19 protein-coding genes are annotated in these 15,692 nt (G+C 56.7%); 14 read left to right on the top strand and 5 right to left on the bottom strand.

Translation table 11 applies throughout. The features are described from left to right. Positions 1-31: 31 nt before the first annotated feature. Together grxB and mdtH are read right to left on the bottom strand one after the other, a co-directional pair. Positions 32-679 carry a glutaredoxin 2 gene (grxB, locus tag WLO31_RS07535; RefSeq protein WP_435929852.1) on the bottom strand — a complete coding sequence of 216 codons (648 nt, stop codon included), beginning with the start codon at positions 677-679 and terminating at the stop codon, positions 32-34. A 78-nt stretch (positions 680-757) separates the two neighbouring features. Beyond that, on the bottom strand, positions 758-1,966 hold the full coding sequence (gene mdtH, locus WLO31_RS07540) for a multidrug efflux MFS transporter MdtH (protein WP_435929853.1): 1,209 nt from the start codon (positions 1,964-1,966) through the stop codon (positions 758-760). 233 nt (positions 1,967-2,199) lie between these two features. Here mdtH and rimJ point away from each other — a divergent pair, with 233 nt between their 5' ends. The 5 genes from rimJ (at position 2,200) to WLO31_RS07565 (ending at position 6,754) form a co-directional block, all read left to right on the top strand. Beyond that, a complete protein-coding gene (rimJ, locus tag WLO31_RS07545) occupies positions 2,200-2,784 on the top strand; it encodes a ribosomal protein S5-alanine N-acetyltransferase (RefSeq protein WP_435929854.1) in 585 nt (194 codons plus the stop codon). Between the two features lie 9 nt (positions 2,785-2,793). Continuing rightward, complete coding sequence (locus tag WLO31_RS07550) at positions 2,794-3,441, top strand: YceH family protein (RefSeq protein WP_435929855.1); 648 nt, start codon at positions 2,794-2,796, stop codon at positions 3,439-3,441. A gap of 3 nt (positions 3,442-3,444) precedes the next feature. Then, positions 3,445-4,368: a Gfo/Idh/MocA family protein gene (locus WLO31_RS07555; RefSeq protein ID WP_435929856.1), complete on the top strand. Its 924-nt coding sequence runs from the start codon at positions 3,445-3,447 to the stop codon at positions 4,366-4,368. Positions 4,369-4,650: 282 nt separating this feature from the next. Beyond that, on the top strand, positions 4,651-6,186 hold the full coding sequence (gene murJ, locus WLO31_RS07560) for a murein biosynthesis integral membrane protein MurJ (protein ID WP_435929857.1): 1,536 nt from the start codon (positions 4,651-4,653) through the stop codon (positions 6,184-6,186). A gap of 82 nt (positions 6,187-6,268) precedes the next feature. Then, complete coding sequence (locus WLO31_RS07565) at positions 6,269-6,754, top strand: cold-shock protein (protein WP_435929858.1); 486 nt, start codon at positions 6,269-6,271, stop codon at positions 6,752-6,754. 63 nt (positions 6,755-6,817) lie between these two features. On the opposite strand, the gene flgN is transcribed toward WLO31_RS07565, so the two are convergent. The 3 genes from flgN to flgA form a co-directional block, all read right to left on the bottom strand. After that, positions 6,818-7,243, bottom strand: a complete 426-nt coding sequence (gene flgN, locus WLO31_RS07570; RefSeq protein WP_435929859.1) for a flagella biosynthesis chaperone FlgN — start codon at positions 7,241-7,243, stop codon at positions 6,818-6,820. A 4-nt stretch (positions 7,244-7,247) separates the two neighbouring features. Continuing rightward, positions 7,248-7,541 (bottom strand): flagellar biosynthesis anti-sigma factor FlgM, encoded by a 294-nt coding sequence (gene flgM / locus WLO31_RS07575; RefSeq protein WP_435929860.1) that lies wholly within the window; start codon positions 7,539-7,541, stop codon positions 7,248-7,250. A 92-nt stretch (positions 7,542-7,633) separates the two neighbouring features. Beyond that, positions 7,634-8,293: a flagellar basal body P-ring formation chaperone FlgA gene (flgA, locus tag WLO31_RS07580; RefSeq protein ID WP_435929861.1), complete on the bottom strand. Its 660-nt coding sequence runs from the start codon at positions 8,291-8,293 to the stop codon at positions 7,634-7,636. A 152-nt stretch (positions 8,294-8,445) separates the two neighbouring features. Here flgA and flgB point away from each other — a divergent pair, with 152 nt between their 5' ends. Genes flgB through flgJ form a run of 9 tightly spaced genes read left to right on the top strand, consistent with a single transcriptional unit; the run spans position 8,446 to position 15,631 of the window. Further along, positions 8,446-8,862 carry a flagellar basal body rod protein FlgB gene (gene flgB / locus WLO31_RS07585; RefSeq protein ID WP_435929862.1) on the top strand — a complete coding sequence of 139 codons (417 nt, stop codon included), beginning with the start codon at positions 8,446-8,448 and terminating at the stop codon, positions 8,860-8,862. Between the two features lie 2 nt (positions 8,863-8,864). After that, complete coding sequence (flgC, locus tag WLO31_RS07590) at positions 8,865-9,269, top strand: flagellar basal body rod protein FlgC (RefSeq protein WP_435929863.1); 405 nt, start codon at positions 8,865-8,867, stop codon at positions 9,267-9,269. Between the two features lie 11 nt (positions 9,270-9,280). Continuing rightward, positions 9,281-9,967 carry a flagellar hook assembly protein FlgD gene (gene flgD / locus WLO31_RS07595; protein ID WP_435929864.1) on the top strand — a complete coding sequence of 229 codons (687 nt, stop codon included), beginning with the start codon at positions 9,281-9,283 and terminating at the stop codon, positions 9,965-9,967. A 26-nt stretch (positions 9,968-9,993) separates the two neighbouring features. After that, positions 9,994-11,244 (top strand): flagellar hook protein FlgE, encoded by a 1,251-nt coding sequence (gene flgE / locus WLO31_RS07600; RefSeq protein ID WP_435929865.1) that lies wholly within the window; start codon positions 9,994-9,996, stop codon positions 11,242-11,244. A gap of 20 nt (positions 11,245-11,264) precedes the next feature. Further along, positions 11,265-12,020, top strand: coding sequence for a flagellar basal body rod protein FlgF (locus WLO31_RS07605; RefSeq protein WP_435929866.1), 756 nt, complete (start codon positions 11,265-11,267; stop codon positions 12,018-12,020). Positions 12,021-12,051: 31 nt separating this feature from the next. Beyond that, complete coding sequence (gene flgG, locus WLO31_RS07610; protein ID WP_435929867.1) at positions 12,052-12,834, top strand: flagellar basal-body rod protein FlgG; 783 nt, start codon at positions 12,052-12,054, stop codon at positions 12,832-12,834. A gap of 44 nt (positions 12,835-12,878) precedes the next feature. Further along, positions 12,879-13,583, top strand: coding sequence for a flagellar basal body L-ring protein FlgH (locus WLO31_RS07615; protein ID WP_435929868.1), 705 nt, complete (start codon positions 12,879-12,881; stop codon positions 13,581-13,583). Between the two features lie 12 nt (positions 13,584-13,595). Continuing rightward, complete coding sequence (locus tag WLO31_RS07620; protein ID WP_435929869.1) at positions 13,596-14,690, top strand: flagellar basal body P-ring protein FlgI; 1,095 nt, start codon at positions 13,596-13,598, stop codon at positions 14,688-14,690. Continuing rightward, the gene (gene flgJ / locus WLO31_RS07625; protein WP_435929870.1) at positions 14,690-15,631 is read left to right on the top strand and encodes a flagellar assembly peptidoglycan hydrolase FlgJ; all 942 of its coding nucleotides are present in this window, start codon (positions 14,690-14,692) and stop codon (positions 15,629-15,631) included. Before WLO31_RS07620 ends, flgJ begins: the two co-directional genes overlap by 1 nt. Positions 15,632-15,692 lie beyond the last annotated feature (61 nt).

Consider the following 15,692-nt stretch of genomic DNA (forward strand, 5'->3'; position numbering starts at 1 on the left):
ACCGTCTGGTCATCTCTGCTACGGCACTTCATTAGATGGCGACAGAAGAGAGCAGGTTGACCTGCGTCTGTTTTGCCATATTGTCGCGATAGTCCCTGACCCGGCTTGGGTACTCAATGCCCGCCACCAGCGTCAGGTTGCGCAGCAGCGGGAAGAGCTGGATATCATCTTCGGACAGTTCGCCGTTGACGGCATTAGGCTGCACGATAAGCTTATCAAGCTTGCGTAGATCATCGCTTATTTTCTTGATAAGCCCCGGCGAATGCGCAAGATGCTCGGTGAATGAGCCAATCATCGCCTCTTTCTTCTTAATGAAATAAGCGCGCGCTTCAGGGGTGGCAAACTCATCGAAAGGCGCTTTGGCGATGCGCGGCAGCAGCAGGTGCTGCACATAGGTATTAACCTGACGCAGCCAGTCAGCAATGGCCGCATTGGTCGGGCCCGTCAGCAGGGGCTTACCGTCAAGTTTGTCGACGTAGCGCACGATATCCATGCTTTCCGGCAGGTAGCGGCTATCGTCCTTTTGCAGGATCGGCGCCATTTTCTGGCCAATCATCTTCGTCGGGGTGGCTTCGTCGTCGTTTAACAGGACGTTGAGCTCAACGGGAATATTCTTCAGGCCAAAAATCATGCGCGCTTTCACGCAGAACGGGCAGTGGTCGTAAATGTATAATTTCACGCTCTCCTCCATTTGCTGCTGGTGGTGGACAAAATCCGTTAACAATCCAGTATGGAAGAGAACGCTTAAGCCCGCAAACTACGCGCCCGGCTCCAGCATCGAAGGCGCGGCAGGTTTCAGGCTGAACTGCCACCACAGAGCGAGCAGCGTAATGAAGCCAATAATCCCCAGCATCACCCACGGCAGATCGGGCTGGTTCATGCGCTTCCCGACGTCAAAAAGCCAGCCGCCGCCCGCATAGCCAAACGCGCCGCCGATGGCGAGCCCCAGACGGCTGAACCCCATATAGCTTCCACGCGCCCTGGCATCGGCAAGCGATGCGCCGAGCGTCTCCCGGGCGGGCTCAGCAATTATAGAGCCGATATAGAACACGCAGATTAAGGTGAAAAGCTGCTGCAAAGTGCTGGTCAGGCCGATGGGCAGCATGGCGAGCGTCATCAGCAGCAGACCGGCCATTAAACGCTGCTCCAGGCGAAAGCGTTTTTCGCTCCAGCGGGCAATCGGGTAGAGCAGCGTTAACGAAAGCGCGGCTTCGATGGCGTACATCCATTTAACCGCCGATGGCGTTCCGGCAATTTCGTTGACCATAATGGGCAGCATCAACATTACCTGTACCGCCAGCATGTAGTATCCGGCAAGCGTCAGCACGTAGGTGACAAAGCGTTTATCGCGCAGCACGCGGCCCATGCCTTCGAGCATCGGCGTGCGGATAGTGGAAAGCTTATAGGCGGGCAGCAGCCAGGCGTTCACCGCGGCACAAATAATAAACATCACGGCGCCGGCAGCGCAGACGAGGCGGAAATCGTACTGCAACAGCCAGCTGCCGAGCAGCGCGCCGGTCACCGCCCCCGCGCTGTCCTGCATCAGCAGCAGCGAGAAAAAGCGGCCCCGCTGATGCGGACGCACGAGCTTAATCACCAGCGCCGCGCGCGGCGGGTCAAAGAGCGTGCCGCCAATGGCAGAGATAAAGCAGGAAAGCCACAGCACCCAGGGCCGATCGGCGATCCCCATCAGCACAAAGCCTGCCGCGCGCAGCAGCATGCCGGTGACAATCATCGGTTTGGCGCCCAGACGGTCGGCGATGGCACCGCCAAAAATCCCTAAGCCCTGCTGGGTAAGCTGCCGCAGGCCGAGGGCGATACCCACCATCAGCGCCGCCCAGCCCATCTGGTCAACGAAACGAATAGAAATTAACGGGAAAACGACGAAAAAGCCTAACACCACCAGCATATTGTCGAGCAACAGGAAATATTTACCCAGGCTCCTTGCCTGCGCCACCCGCGACATTTCCCCTCCGGGGCATCCCTGAAATCTGACAGAAATCTATTCTCTATCGCCTTTACATTTTTTGACAGTATGCCGGGCGACAATATTTTTTTATCGTTCTGCGGGTTCGATTGAACGCTTTCATCGAAAAAAGTATCACGCGCTGCATGTTGTTGTTTTCCTTCCGCCCACAGGGGCAGGTATAGTAATTAACATGCGCATATAAAATCGTGGGATGTGAGGAGCTGGAGAACATGTTTGGTTACCGCAGTAACGTGCCGAAAGTGCGTTTGACAACCGACAGGCTGGTGGTGCGTCTGGTCTATGACAGGGATGCCTGGCGGCTGGCTGATTATTACGCTGAAAACCGCGAATTTTTAAAGCCCTGGGAGCCCGTCCGCGATGACAGCCACTGCTACCCTTCAGGCTGGCAGGCACGCCTTGGCATGATAGGCGAGATGCATAAATCCGGCAGCGCCTGTTATTTCGCGCTGCTTGATGAAGAGGAAAAGGAGATCCGCGGCGTGGCGAATTTCTCAAACGTCGTACGCGGCTCGTTCCATGCCTGCTACCTCGGCTATTCCTTAGGCGAAAAATGGCAGGGGCAGGGGCTGATGTTTGAGGCCCTGACCGCCGCCATCCGCTATATGCAACGCAGCCAGCATATGCACCGCATCATGGCGAACTATATGCCGCATAACCAGCGCAGCGGCGATCTGCTGGCGCGTCTGGGTTTTGAAAAAGAAGGCTATGCCAAAGATTATTTGCTGATTGACGGCGTCTGGCGGGATCACGTCCTGACGGCGCTGACGACAAAAGCCTGGACTCCGGGCCGTTGAGGTTATGAGATGAAATATCAGTTAACTGCGCCAGAAGCGCGCGTGGTAGGCAGCCTGCTGGAAAAGCAGCTCACCACACCGGAACAATACCCGATGTCCCTCAACGGCGTGGTGACAGCCTGCAACCAGAAGACCAACCGCGAACCGGTCATGGCGCTGACAGATCGGGAAGTGCAGGAGACGCTGGATAACCTGGTCAGGCGCCACTATCTGCGCACCGTGAGCGGCTTTGGAAATCGCGTCACTAAATATGAGCAGCGCTTTTGCAATTCTGAATTTGGCGATCTGAAACTGACGCCCGCAGAAGTGGCCGTTGTCGCTACTCTGCTGCTACGCGGCGCGCAAACGCCGGGCGAGCTGCGCAGTCGCGCCGGCAGAATGTATGAATTTAGCGATATGTCGCAGGTGGAAAATACGCTGGAGACGCTGGCAAGCCGTGAAGATGGCCCGTTTGTTGTGCGCCTTCCCCGCGAACCGGGAAAACGCGAAAGCCGTTATATGCATCTGTTCAGCGGTGAAGTGGAAGCGCAGGCCGTTGACGCCAGCGCCGTAGCGGAGCCTGCCGAAGATCTGACGGCGCGCGTTGCACAACTTGAAACCGAAGTGGCGGAGTTAAAGCAGCGCCTCGATTCACTGCTCGCTCACCTGGGAGATTAAAAGATGACCAAACTTAAGGTGGGCGTTGTCGGCCTCGGCGGTATCGCGCAAAAGGCCTGGCTGCCGGTATTAAGCGCCGCGGGCGACTGGACGCTGCAGGGAGCGTTTTCTCCGACCAGAGAAAAAGCGCAGAAGATCTGCGATACCTATCGCATCCCTTATGTTTCTTCCATTGCCGATCTCGCCGCTCAGTGTGACGCCGTGTTTGTCCATAGCGCAACCAGCACCCATTTCGCGGTGGTCAGTGAACTGTTACAGGCGGGCGTTAACGTCTGCGTGGATAAACCGCTGGCGGAGAACCTGGCGGATGCCGAGCGGCTGGTGGCGCTTGCCGAACGCAAAAAACGCACGCTGATGGTGGGCTTCAATCGTCGCTTTGCACCGCTCTATCAGGAGCTAAAGGCGAAGCTGGCAACGGGCGCGTCGCTGCGCATGGATAAACACCGCGCCGACAGCGTCGGGCCGAACGATCTGCGCTTTACCCTGCTTGACGATTATCTGCACGTCGTGGATACCGCGCTGTGGCTGGCAGGCGGCGATGCGCAGCTGCAAAGCGGAACGCTGCAAACCAACGAGCAAGGACAAATGCTGTTTGCCGAGCATCATTTCACGCACGAGCATCTGCAAATCACCACCAGCATGCACCGTCGTGCCGGAAGCCAGCGTGAGTGGGTGCAGGCGGTGACCGGGGGCGGCCTTTTTGATGTGACGGACATGCGCGACTGGCGTGAAGAGTGCGGGGCGGGTGTTGTCAATCGTCCGGTGCCGGGCTGGCAGAGCACGCTTGAACAGCGTGGTTTTGCAGGCTGCGCGCGTCATTTCCTGGCATGCGTGGCAAATCAGACGGTTCCTGAAACTTCCGGCGAACAGGCGCTGCTGGCGCAAAGCGTGGTGGAAAAGCTCTGGCGCGAGGCGATGAGCGAATAATCCTGTCACCGCTTAGGGTGGCAATTCATCGATGTATCGGTAGACTACGCTGCAGAATCCTGTTGCCCCCTGATAATGCCTGCGCCGCAGGCGTTCAGGGTGCTGACAAAGAAGGAAAAAGCGTGGTTTTTCCCTCGTTGTGGTTGGGCTGGCGAAAATCAATGAACTGATTTGCCTTACTGTTTGCCTGGTGTCATATGCCCATACCTTAATGGCATGAGGTTTGTCATCAGCTTAAGCGCCTGCGCCGCAGGCGTTGATGTTTGTGGAACAACATAATAAATGAATCTCTTAAAATCGCTGGCTGCCGTCAGCTCGATGACCATGTTTTCACGCGTGCTTGGATTTGCACGCGACGCCATTGTGGCAAGGGTGTTTGGGGCAGGAATGGCGACGGACGCCTTCTTCGTGGCCTTCAAGTTACCGAATTTACTGCGCCGAATTTTTGCCGAAGGCGCCTTCTCACAGGCGTTCGTGCCGATTCTGGCAGAGTACAAAAGTAAGCAGGGCGAAGACGCTACGCGCGTGTTTGTCTCTTATGTTTCAGGATTGCTCACGCTGGCGCTGGCCATCGTCACGGTAATCGGCATGCTTGCCGCGCCGTGGGTTATTCTGGTGACGGCGCCCGGCTTTGCCGACACCGCGGATAAATTTGCGCTGACGTCCAGCCTGCTGCGCATCACCTTCCCGTATATTCTGCTTATCTCGCTGGCGTCGCTGGTGGGGGCCATTCTCAATACCTGGAACCGTTTCTCCGTTCCGGCTTTCGCGCCCACCTTCCTCAATCTCAGCATGATCGGTTTTGCGCTGTTTGCCGCGCCGCACTTTAACCCGCCGATCCTCGCGCTGGCCTGGGCGGTTACCGTGGGCGGCGTGCTGCAGCTGGCTTATCAGCTTCCGCATCTGAAGAAAATTGGCATGCTGGTGCTGCCGCGCATCAATCTGAAAGACGCGGGGGCGATGCGTGTTATCAGGCAGATGGGACCGGCAATCCTCGGCGTCTCCGTCAGCCAAATCTCGCTGATTATCAACACTATTTTCGCTTCCTTTCTGGTTTCCGGCTCGGTCTCCTGGATGTATTACGCCGATCGTCTGATGGAGTTCCCGTCCGGGGTGCTTGGCGTGGCGCTTGGCACCATCCTGCTGCCGTCGCTCGCCAAAAGCTTCGCCAGCGGCAACCATGACGAATATTCGCGCTTGATGGACTGGGGCTTACGCCTGTGCTTTCTGCTGGCGCTGCCGAGCGCGGTGGCTTTAGGCGTTCTGGCAAAACCACTCACCGTTTCTCTGTTTCAGTACGGCAAATTTACCGCATTTGACGCCGCCATGACGCAGCGCGCGCTGGTGGCCTATTCCGTCGGGCTGATGGGGCTGATTGTGGTGAAGGTTTTAGCGCCCGGGTTCTACTCGCGCCAGGATATTAAAACGCCGGTTAAGATAGCGATTGTCACGCTGATCCTCACGCAGCTGATGAACCTGGCGTTTATCGGGCCGTTGAAACATGCCGGCCTGGCGCTGTCGATTGGTCTGGCCGCCTGCATTAACGCCAGCCTGTTGTACTGGCAGCTGCGCAAGCAGGATATCTTCCAGCCTCAGCCGGGCTGGGCGGCGTTCCTGTGGCGTCTGCTCGCTGCGGTCATCGTCATGACGGCGGTGCTGCTGGGTATGATACATATCATGCCCGCATGGGATATCGGTAATATGGCCTGGCGTCTGGCGCGGTTGATGGCGGTGGTCCTGGCCGGCATAGCGGCATATTTTGCCACGCTGATGGTGCTGGGCTTTAAAGTCAAAGATTTCGCCCGTCGCACCCTATAATTGTGGTGTCGGCGCGCGCGTTGTGCATTAAACTGCGCGCTGCAAAATTTGGTATATGAACGATTAATTAGGCGGTAAAGCGATGAACGGGACAATCACAACCTGGTTTGCAGAAAAAGGTTTTGGTTTTATCAAAGATGAAAATGGCGATAACCGTTATTTTCACGTGATTAAAGTCGCCAATCCTGAGCTGATCAAAAAAGATGCTGCGGTGACCTTTGAGCCCACTACCAACAATAAAGGGCTGTCGGCGTATGCGGTGAAGGTGGAGCCGGAGAGCAAATACATCTTTATTGCCGGGGAGCGGATTAAAATCACCTCCATCAAATCCTTCCTGGTCTATAGCGAAGAGGTGCCTGCGGACGCGAAGGTTGATAAAGAGAACGCGGTGCTGTCGGTCGGTTTGCTGATGAACAGCATTCGTCCGAAACAAGAGAAAAAAGCGGGTGAGATGCGCCAGCTGAAGAAGCTGGCGGTCACTACCTTCCAGGGCACCACGTACATCTTCTCCGAAGATGAAATTGACGTGGACGCCACCATGAAGATCCTCAGAGCGCTGCCTCGCTAAGAGACAGGCTGCCGGATGTTATAAGTCAGAAAACAAAAAACCGGCTAAGGCGCCGGTTTTTTGTTAAATCTTTATTTTTTTATTACTGCCACGATTCACCGTCGTGGTTTGTCCATCAGCCCCATAAAGATTGGGTTCCTGGTGCGGCTTAAGTACGGCAAGTGCCTGCTCATTACGCGCTAGCTGATCTTCTAATAGCCAGCCGTTATGTTGGTTAATATCGCGCAAGTGCTGCGTTTTTTGAGTAATCGTCTGCCAGCGTTGGCTGACATCCGTGCCGGAGGCCGCCTCCTGGTTTTGCAGGTCGCGCCGCTGCTGTTCAAGATAGTCGAGCGTCGCCAGCAGCGAGCTTTTATCTTCAGTCACGCGCTGCAATGCGCTGCCGTTTACATGGCCTGCAGACAATTGTTGCTGCTCAGCGTCCATCACCTCTTTGAGTGAGCTGAGCACCGCAGTCATTTGATCCAGCACTTCTAACAGACGACTCATGCAATTATTTACTCTGTAAATAGCCCTGGGCTTCCTGGATCAGCGCGTCGGCGATTTTGCCGCTATCCATTTTCAGCTCACCGTTACGGATGGCCGTTTTCAGCGCTTCCACGCGTTCCATATTAATGTCGCTGGTGCCAGGCTGCATCAGCTTAGCTTGCGCATCGCTTAACGTGACGCTGGTGCTTTTGGCCGTCGGGCTTTTTTCCAGGCGATTTTTTTGCGCCTGGGTATCGGTAGTTTCGCGCGGCTGAACGGTGCTTACCGGTTTTAAGGGCGACGTGCGATCAATGCTCATTTTTTTATCCTCATCGAGGGGGCTCACGGCGGGGAGCCTGTCAATATCATTGTTAACTATTTATCGGCAGCCGCCGCAGAATCTTTAAAAGATTATAGGCTAATCAGAATATTCCCATCAGCATCCACCGTACCGCTCACTATCTGCCCCGATGACATGCGCACGCGAGCATTCTGCGCGACAGCCGCATTATTTAATGCCTGACCTTCGCCATTTACGCTAAAGCCTTCGCCTGACGCCACTACCTGCACCCGCTGACCGGCTTTAACCCGCCAGGACTGGCGCACCATCGACAGCATAATCGGCTGGCCTGGCGCCACGTCTCTTAACGTCACCGCATTGTTTGCCTGATTAATGTTTAGCATGGCGCGTGGGGGTAGCTGGTCCAGACGGCCGCGCTTCATTTGCACATTGCTTTCGTTAAGCATGGTGCCTCGCGCTAAAGCCTGGGCTGCGACAACATAATCCCCGTGGGCGATAACGGCAACCTGAATATAGCGCTTCTCGTTTCCACAGCGAACCTGAACGCTAATGTTGCCCCACATCCGGCCGTTGTTCGGCATCACGAAGTCGGGCTGCTGGCAGGCGGGCAGCTGAGCATCGGGCGTTTTCACCGTCACCGATACCTCGTCGCTTATTCCCGCCAGACGCTGCTGGAAAAACTGGGTTAACGGCGCATCAAGCCGGCTTGCGCCTGCCGGGTATGAAGCCAGCAATACCGCAATGCCACCCCAGATTTTCAGATTCTTCATGACGCTTCTCCTTGTTCAGGTTGCAGTGATTTTAACCGCTGCAGGAATTGATCAAGGCGACAAATAGCGATGCATTTTGTGTTTATTCCGTCGATAACGCACGCGTAAGGGGCCGTAAGCTGTCGGACAAATCCTAATTATGCGGAGAGAACATGCTCGACAAACTGGACGCTGCGCTGCGATTTCAGCAGGAGGCGCTTAATTTGCGTGCCCAGCGTCAGGAAATTCTGGCAGCCAATATCGCCAATGCGGACACGCCTGGTTTTCAGGCGCGCGATATCGATTTTGCCAGCGAAATGAAAAAAGTGATGGATCGCGGACGCGCAGAAGGCAGCGGCGTGGCGCTGGCGCTGACCTCTTCCCGCCATATCCCGGCACAAACCCAGACGGTTCCGCAGATGGATCTTCTCTACCGCATTCCTGACCAGCCATCGCTGGACGGCAACACCGTCGATATGGACAGGGAACGTACGCAATTTGCGGATAACAGCCTGAAATATCAGTCCGACCTGCAGGTTCTGGGCGGACAAATCAAAGGCATGATGTCCGTGCTGCAACAGGGTAATTAATCATGGCGCTACTGAATATTTTTGATATCGCCGGTTCGGCAATGACCGCGCAGTCCAAACGGTTGAACGTCGCGGCCAGCAACCTGGCAAACGCCGACAGCGCGACCGGGCCAGACGGCCAGCCGTATCGTGCAAAGCAGGTTGTTTTTCAGGTTGATGCAGCACCCGGAGCGGAAACCGGCGGCGTAAAAGTCAGCGAAGTGGTGGACAGCCAGGAGCCTGACAAACTGGTGTATCAGCCAGGCAACCCGCTGGCGGATGCAAAAGGTTATGTGCGGATGCCGAACGTGGACGTGGTGGGGGAGATGGTAAACAGCATGTCCGCCTCACGCAGCTATCAGGCCAATGTGGAAGTGCTCAACACCGTGAAAAGCATGATGTTGAAAACCCTGACTCTCGGTCAATAAAGGAGTAACACATGTCTATCGCGGTTAATGTAAACGACACCGCCGTAAGCGGTGCCAGCAGTACCAGCAGCACAACCGGCAGCAGCAGCCTGACGGGGAGCAGCGCTTCCGATCTGCAGGGGAGCTTTCTGACCCTGCTGGTGGCGCAGCTTAAAAATCAGGACCCCACCAATCCGATGCAAAACAACGAGCTGACTACGCAGCTTGCGCAGATCAGCACGGTTAGCGGTATCGAAAAACTCAACACCACGCTGGGCTCGGTTTCTGGTCAATTGACGAATAACCAGCAGCTACAGGCCAGCGCGCTGATCGATCACGGCGTCATGATCCCGGGGACAAAAATTCTGGCAGGCAATGAAGCAACTACGCCGTTTGGCGTTGAGCTGCAGCAGGCCGCCGATAAGGTCACGGCCACTATTACCGATGCCAGCGGTAAAGTTGTCCGCACTATTGATATCGGCAGTTTGACCGCCGGCGTTCATACCTTCACCTGGGACGGCAGCATGACCGACGGTACGACCGCGCCGGACGGCGCCTACAACGTAGCTATTAACGCCAGCAATGGCGGTACGCAGCTGGTTGCTCAGCCGCTCAACTTCGCCCTGGTCAATGGCGTAACCAACTCTAACGGTTCGACCTTACTGGACCTCGGTACCTACGGGACCACCACCCTCGACGAAATCAGGCAGATTATTTAAGCCTTTAACCTTTGCAGGAGTAAGACATGGCCTTTTCTCAAGCGGTCAGCGGCCTGAATGCTGCGGCCACTAACCTGGACGTGATTGGCAACAACATCGCCAACTCCGCCACCTACGGCTTTAAAGCCGGCACCGCCTCTTTTGCCGATATGTTTGCCGGTTCTAAAGTAGGCCTGGGCGTGAAAGTTGCGGGTCTTACCCAGGACTTTAACGACGGCACTACCACCAATACCGGGCGCGGCCTGGACGTTGCTATCAGCCAGAACGGTTTCTTCCGCCTGGTGGATGACAACGGTTCCGTCTACTACAGCCGTAACGGCCAGTTCAAACTGGATGAAAACCGCAACCTGGTCAACATGCAGGGCATGCAGCTGACCGGCTACCCGGCAACCGGCACCCCGCCGACTATCCAGCAGGGCGCAAACCCGGTTGGGCTGTCTGTACCGAACACGCTGATGGCGGCTAAAACAACCACCAGCGCCGCCATGCAGATCAACCTGAACTCTACTGACAGCGTTCCGTCGAAAGATTTTGATGTCACTGATTCAGAATCTTACAACAAGAAAGGCTCCGTCACCGTCTATGACAGCCAGGGCAACGCCCATGACATGAACGTTTATTACGTGAAAAATTCGGATAACGCCTGGCAGGTCTATACCCAGGACTCATCCGTTGCTGGTGATACGGCGAAGTCAGCAGGCTTCATGCGATTTGATACAAATGGATCGTTTTTAGGGATCAGCGCGACGGCGACAGAAGCGGCTCCTGTTGCACCTGCTGCCTGGCCAACCCAGATCTCTGTCACTACGAGAGCGACTAACGGCGCAACTGCGTCAACCTTCGATCTCAGTTTCCTGAACTCCATGCAGCAGAACACCGGCTCGAACAACATCGTGGCAACCAGCCAGGATGGTTACAAGCCCGGCGACCTGGTGAGCTATCAGATCAACGACGACGGTACCGTAGTAGGCAACTACTCCAACGAACAGACCCAGGTGCTGGGCCAGATCGTGCTGTCTAACTTTGCCAACCCGGAAGGGCTGGCGTCCCAGGGCGACAACGTCTGGGCCGCGACCAACTCCTCAGGCGTTGCGCTGCTGGGCACTGCGGGTACAGGTAACTTCGGTTCCCTGACCAACGGCGCGCTGGAGTCCTCCAACGTCGATTTGAGTAAAGAGCTGGTGAACATGATTGTCGCGCAGCGTAACTATCAGTCGAACGCGCAGACCATCAAAACCCAGGATCAGATCCTCAACACTCTGGTTAACCTGCGCTAATCATCTGACGGGACGGCTTAATGGATCACGCAATTTATACCGCCATGGGCGCGGCAAGTCAGACGCTGAATCAGCAGGCGGTGACGGCCAGCAACCTGGCAAACGCCTCCACGCCCGGCTTTCGCGCCCAGCTCAATGCCCTGCGCGCGGTACCGGTCGAAGGGCTATCAATGCCAACCCGTACGCTCGTTACCGCCTCGACTCCCGGGGCGGATATGAGCCAGGGGCAGCTTGATTACACCCAGCGCCCGCTGGACGTCGCCCTGCAGCAGGACGGCTGGCTGGCGGTACAAACTGCGGACGGCGCCGAGGCCTATACCCGCAACGGTAACATGCAGGTGAGCCCGGGCGGCCAGCTGACCATCAACGGCCAGCCGGTGATGGGCGACGGCGGCCCGATTGCCGTCCCTGAAGGCGCCGAGATAACCATTGCCGCTGACGGGACGATTTCGTCACTCAATGCGGGCGACGCGCCTAATACCGTGGCGCCCATTGGCCGTCTGAAGTTAGTCAAGGCCACCGGCCAGGAAGTGGTTCGTGGCGATGACGGCTTCTTCCGCCTGAGTCAGACGGCGCAGGCCGCGCGTGGCGCAACCTTACAGAGCGACCCGACTATCAAGGTGATGCCGGGCGTGCTGGAAGGCAGCAACGTGAAGCCCGTGGAAGCAATGACCGACATGATCGCCAACGCCCGTCGCTTTGAGATGCAGATGAAGATGATCTCAAGCGTCGATGAAAATGAACAGCGTGCTAACCAACTGCTGTCGATGAGCTAAGCGGCCGTCGCGTAACTAACAGGAATTCAACATGATCAGCTCCTTATGGATCGCCAAAACGGGCCTTGACGCCCAGCAAACCAATATGGATGTGATTGCCAACAACCTGGCAAACGTCTCCACCAACGGTTTTAAGCGTCAGCGCGCGGTATTTGAAGATCTGCTCTATCAGACCGTCCGTCAGCCGGGTGCGCAGTCTTCTGAGCAAACCACGCTGCCTTCCGGTCTGCAAATCGGTACCGGCGTTCGTCCGGTGGCGACCGAGCGTCTGCACAGCCAGGGTAACCTGTCCGAGACCAGCAACAGCAAAGACGTGGCGATTAAAGGCCAGGGCTTCTTCCAGGTACAGCTGCCGGATGGCTCAAGCGCCTATACGCGTGACGGCTCTTTCCAGGTTGACCAGAACGGCCAGTTGGTTACCGCAGGCGGTTTCCAGGTTCAGCCGGCGATCACTATCCCGGCTAACGCCCTGACCATCACCGTCGGACGTGACGGTATCGTGAGCGTGACCCAGCAGGGCCAGGCGCAGCCGGTGCAGGTAGGCCAGCTTAACCTGACCACCTTTATGAACGACACCGGTCTGGAAAGCCTCGGTGAAAACCTGTATGCCGAAACCCAGTCGTCCGGTACGCCAAATGAAAGTACGCCGGGGCTGAACGGAGCAGGGCTGTTGTATCAGGGGTATGTCGAAACCTCTAACGTGAACGTCGCTGAAGAGCTGGTGAATATGATCCAGGTTCAGCGCGCCTATGAAATCAACAGTAAAGCGGTCTCTACCACAGACCAGATGCTGCAAAAACTGACGCAACTGTAAGACGTTTGCCGGCGCGTGCGCGCGCCGGCTGCTGAGACCTGAAGATGAAAGCAATGCAAAAACCTATGGTACTTCGTCCTGTCGTGATGTGTCTGGTGCTGGCGACAAGCGGCTGCGCCCTGATACCCACCAAACCTCTGGTTGAAGGGGCAACGACTGCCCAGCCGGTGCCCGGACCTGCGCCCGTGATCAACGGATCTATTTTCCAGACCGCGCAACCCGTGAACTACGGTTATCAACCGCTGTTTGAAGATCGTCGTCCGCGTAACGTAGGGGATACGTTGACCATCCAGCTTCAGGAAAACGTCAGCGCGAGCAAAAGCTCGTCGGCTAACGCCAGCCGCGACGGCAAAACCAACTTCGGCCTGGACGTCACGCCTCGTTACCTCGAAGGGCTGTTTGGCAACGATCGCGCCGCGATTGACGCCTCCGGCGGCAACACCTTTAGCGGTAAAGGCGGCGCGAACGCCAGCAATACCTTCAGCGGCACATTGACCGTCACGGTCGATCAGGTGCTGGCTAACGGCAACCTGCACGTGGTGGGCGAAAAACAGATCGCCATCAATCAGGGTACCGAATTCATTCGCTTCTCAGGCGTGGTTAACCCGCGCACGATCAGCGGCAGCAATACCGTGGCATCCACCCAGGTGGCAGATGCCCGTATCGAATATGTCGGTAACGGCTATATCAATGAAGCGCAGAACATGGGTTGGCTGCAGCGCTTCTTCCTTAATTTATCGCCGATGTAAGCGAGGGGTATCATGGTCAAATATTTATTCGCAGTGCTGATGCTGATGTCATCACTAGCCCAGGCCGAGCGTATCCGTGACCTGACCAGCGTGCAGGGCGTGCGTGAAAACTCCCTGATTGGCTACGGTCTGGTGGTGGGCCTTGATGGCACCGGCGACCAGACAACGCAGACGCCTTTTACCACGCAAAGCCTGAACAACATGCTTTCGCAGATGGGGATCACCGTGCCGGCCGGCACCAACATGCAGCTTAAGAACGTTGCCGCCGTTATGGTGACGGCGAAGTATCCTGCCTTTGCGCGCTCCGGACAGAATATCGACGTTGTCGTTTCTTCTATGGGTAACGCCAAAAGCCTGCGCGGCGGTACGCTGCTGATGACCCCGATGAAAGGGGTGGATAACCAGGTTTATGCGCTGGCGCAGGGTAACATTCTGGTCGGCGGCGCGGGCGCGGCTGCGGGAGGAAGCAGCGTGCAGGTGAACCAGCTTAACGGTGGACGCATCACCAACGGCGCGGTTATCGAGCGTGAGCTGCCGGGCACCTTCGGCCAGGGCAACGTGATTAATCTGCAGCTGAACGATGATGATTTCACCCTCGCTCAGCAAATCACCGACACCATTAACCGTTCCCGCGGCTACGGCAGCGCTTCCGCGCTGGATGCCCGCACGATTCAGATTCGCGTCCCGAGCGGCAACAGCTCGCAGGTGCGTTTACTGGCGGATATCCAGAACCTTGAGGTCAACGTAGCGGTTCAGGATGCGAAGGTCATTATCAACTCCCGTACCGGCTCGGTGGTGATGAACCGCGAAGTGACGCTGGACAGCTGCGCCATCGCGCAGGGGAACCTCTCCGTCACCGTGAACCGTCAGAATCAGGTCAGCCAGCCGGATACGCCATTTGGCGGCGGGCAGACCGTCGTCACGCCGCAAACGCAGATCGATTTACGCCAGAGCGGCGGAGCGCTTCAGCGCGTAAACTCCAGCGCCAACCTCAATAACGTGGTGCGTGCGCTCAATACCCTTGGCGCGACGCCGATGGAGCTGATGTCGATTCTGCAGTCCATGCAAAGCGCGGGATGCCTGCGTGCGAAAGTGGAAATCATCTGATGCTCAACGATACCCAGTCACTGGCAAATGCCGCGTGGGATGCAGGTTCCCTTAATGAGCTAAAAGCGAAGGCCGGGCAGGATCCAAAGGGCAACCTGAAGTCGGTTGCCCGCCAGGTGGAAGGGATGTTCGTGCAGATGATGCTGAAAAGCATGCGTGAGGCGCTGCCGAAAGATGGCATTTTCAGCAGCGATCAGTCGCGCATGTATACCAGTATGTATGACCAGCAGATCGCGCAGCAGCTCAGCGCCAAAGGGCTGGGGCTTGCGGATATGATGGTCAAGCAGATGGGGGAAAACGCCGACCCGTCGGAAGAGGCGGGCAGGGTGCCGATGAAGTTTGATTTGCCGACGGTGACCAGCTTCCAGAATCAAACGCTCACCCAGATGGTGCGCCAGGCCATCCCCAAAGCGCCTTCTAATGAAGAGCCGCTGAGCGGTGATAGCAAAGACTTCCTCGCGCAGCTTTCGCTTCCGGCGCGCCTGGCGAGCGAACAAAGCGGTATTCCGCATCACCTGATTCTGGCGCAGGCCGCGCTGGAGTCCGGCTGGGGCCAGCGACAAATTCTCACCGCTAACGGCGAGCCGAGTTTCAACATCTTTGGCGTGAAGGCGACTTCCAGCTGGAAGGGACCGGTGACGGAAATTACCACCACCGAATTCGAAAACGGCGAGTCGAAGAAGGTTAAAGCCAAATTCCGCGTATACGGCTCGTACCTTGAAGCGCTCTCCGACTACGTGGGGATGCTGACCCGCAACCCGCGCTACGCCGCCGTGACCAATGCCAGCACGCCAGAGCAGGGCGCTCAGGCATTGCAAAAAGCCGGTTATGCCACCGATCCGAACTACGCGCGCAAGCTTACGGGCATGATTCAGCAGATGAAAGCCATGAGCGATAAAGTCGCTAAAGCCTATAACAACGATCTGTCAAATTTGTTCTGATTAAACTCAAGTCCTGCGCTGGGCTGCCGATACTACTCGACAGACCCGTGACAATATGTGC

Source organism: Dryocola sharpae (genome assembly GCF_051307055.1).
GTDB lineage: Bacteria > Pseudomonadota > Gammaproteobacteria > Enterobacterales > Enterobacteriaceae > Dryocola.

Excerpts from the sequence above, each read along its gene's own strand:
- flgG (WP_435929867.1), top strand. The coding sequence starts at position 12,052 with ATGATCAGCTCCTTATGGATCGCCAAAACGGGCCTTGACGCCCAGCAA.
- WLO31_RS07550 (WP_435929855.1), top strand. The coding sequence starts at position 2,794 with ATGAAATATCAGTTAACTGCGCCAGAAGCGCGCGTGGTAGGCAGCCTG.
- murJ (WP_435929857.1), top strand. The coding sequence starts at position 4,651 with ATGAATCTCTTAAAATCGCTGGCTGCCGTCAGCTCGATGACCATGTTT.
- flgD (WP_435929864.1), top strand. The coding sequence starts at position 9,281 with ATGTCTATCGCGGTTAATGTAAACGACACCGCCGTAAGCGGTGCCAGC.
- WLO31_RS07615 (WP_435929868.1), top strand. The coding sequence starts at position 12,879 with ATGAAAGCAATGCAAAAACCTATGGTACTTCGTCCTGTCGTGATGTGT.
- flgN (WP_435929859.1), bottom strand. The coding sequence starts at position 7,243 with ATGAGTCGTCTGTTAGAAGTGCTGGATCAAATGACTGCGGTGCTCAGC.
- rimJ (WP_435929854.1), top strand. The coding sequence starts at position 2,200 with ATGTTTGGTTACCGCAGTAACGTGCCGAAAGTGCGTTTGACAACCGAC.
- WLO31_RS07555 (WP_435929856.1), top strand. The coding sequence starts at position 3,445 with ATGACCAAACTTAAGGTGGGCGTTGTCGGCCTCGGCGGTATCGCGCAA.
- flgJ (WP_435929870.1), top strand. The coding sequence starts at position 14,690 with ATGCTCAACGATACCCAGTCACTGGCAAATGCCGCGTGGGATGCAGGT.
- flgA (WP_435929861.1), bottom strand. The coding sequence starts at position 8,293 with ATGAAGAATCTGAAAATCTGGGGTGGCATTGCGGTATTGCTGGCTTCA.
- flgC (WP_435929863.1), top strand. The coding sequence starts at position 8,865 with ATGGCGCTACTGAATATTTTTGATATCGCCGGTTCGGCAATGACCGCG.
- flgB (WP_435929862.1), top strand. The coding sequence starts at position 8,446 with ATGCTCGACAAACTGGACGCTGCGCTGCGATTTCAGCAGGAGGCGCTT.
- WLO31_RS07620 (WP_435929869.1), top strand. The coding sequence starts at position 13,596 with ATGGTCAAATATTTATTCGCAGTGCTGATGCTGATGTCATCACTAGCC.
- flgE (WP_435929865.1), top strand. The coding sequence starts at position 9,994 with ATGGCCTTTTCTCAAGCGGTCAGCGGCCTGAATGCTGCGGCCACTAAC.
- WLO31_RS07565 (WP_435929858.1), top strand. The coding sequence starts at position 6,269 with ATGAACGGGACAATCACAACCTGGTTTGCAGAAAAAGGTTTTGGTTTT.
- mdtH (WP_435929853.1), bottom strand. The coding sequence starts at position 1,966 with ATGTCGCGGGTGGCGCAGGCAAGGAGCCTGGGTAAATATTTCCTGTTG.
- WLO31_RS07605 (WP_435929866.1), top strand. The coding sequence starts at position 11,265 with ATGGATCACGCAATTTATACCGCCATGGGCGCGGCAAGTCAGACGCTG.
- flgM (WP_435929860.1), bottom strand. The coding sequence starts at position 7,541 with ATGAGCATTGATCGCACGTCGCCCTTAAAACCGGTAAGCACCGTTCAG.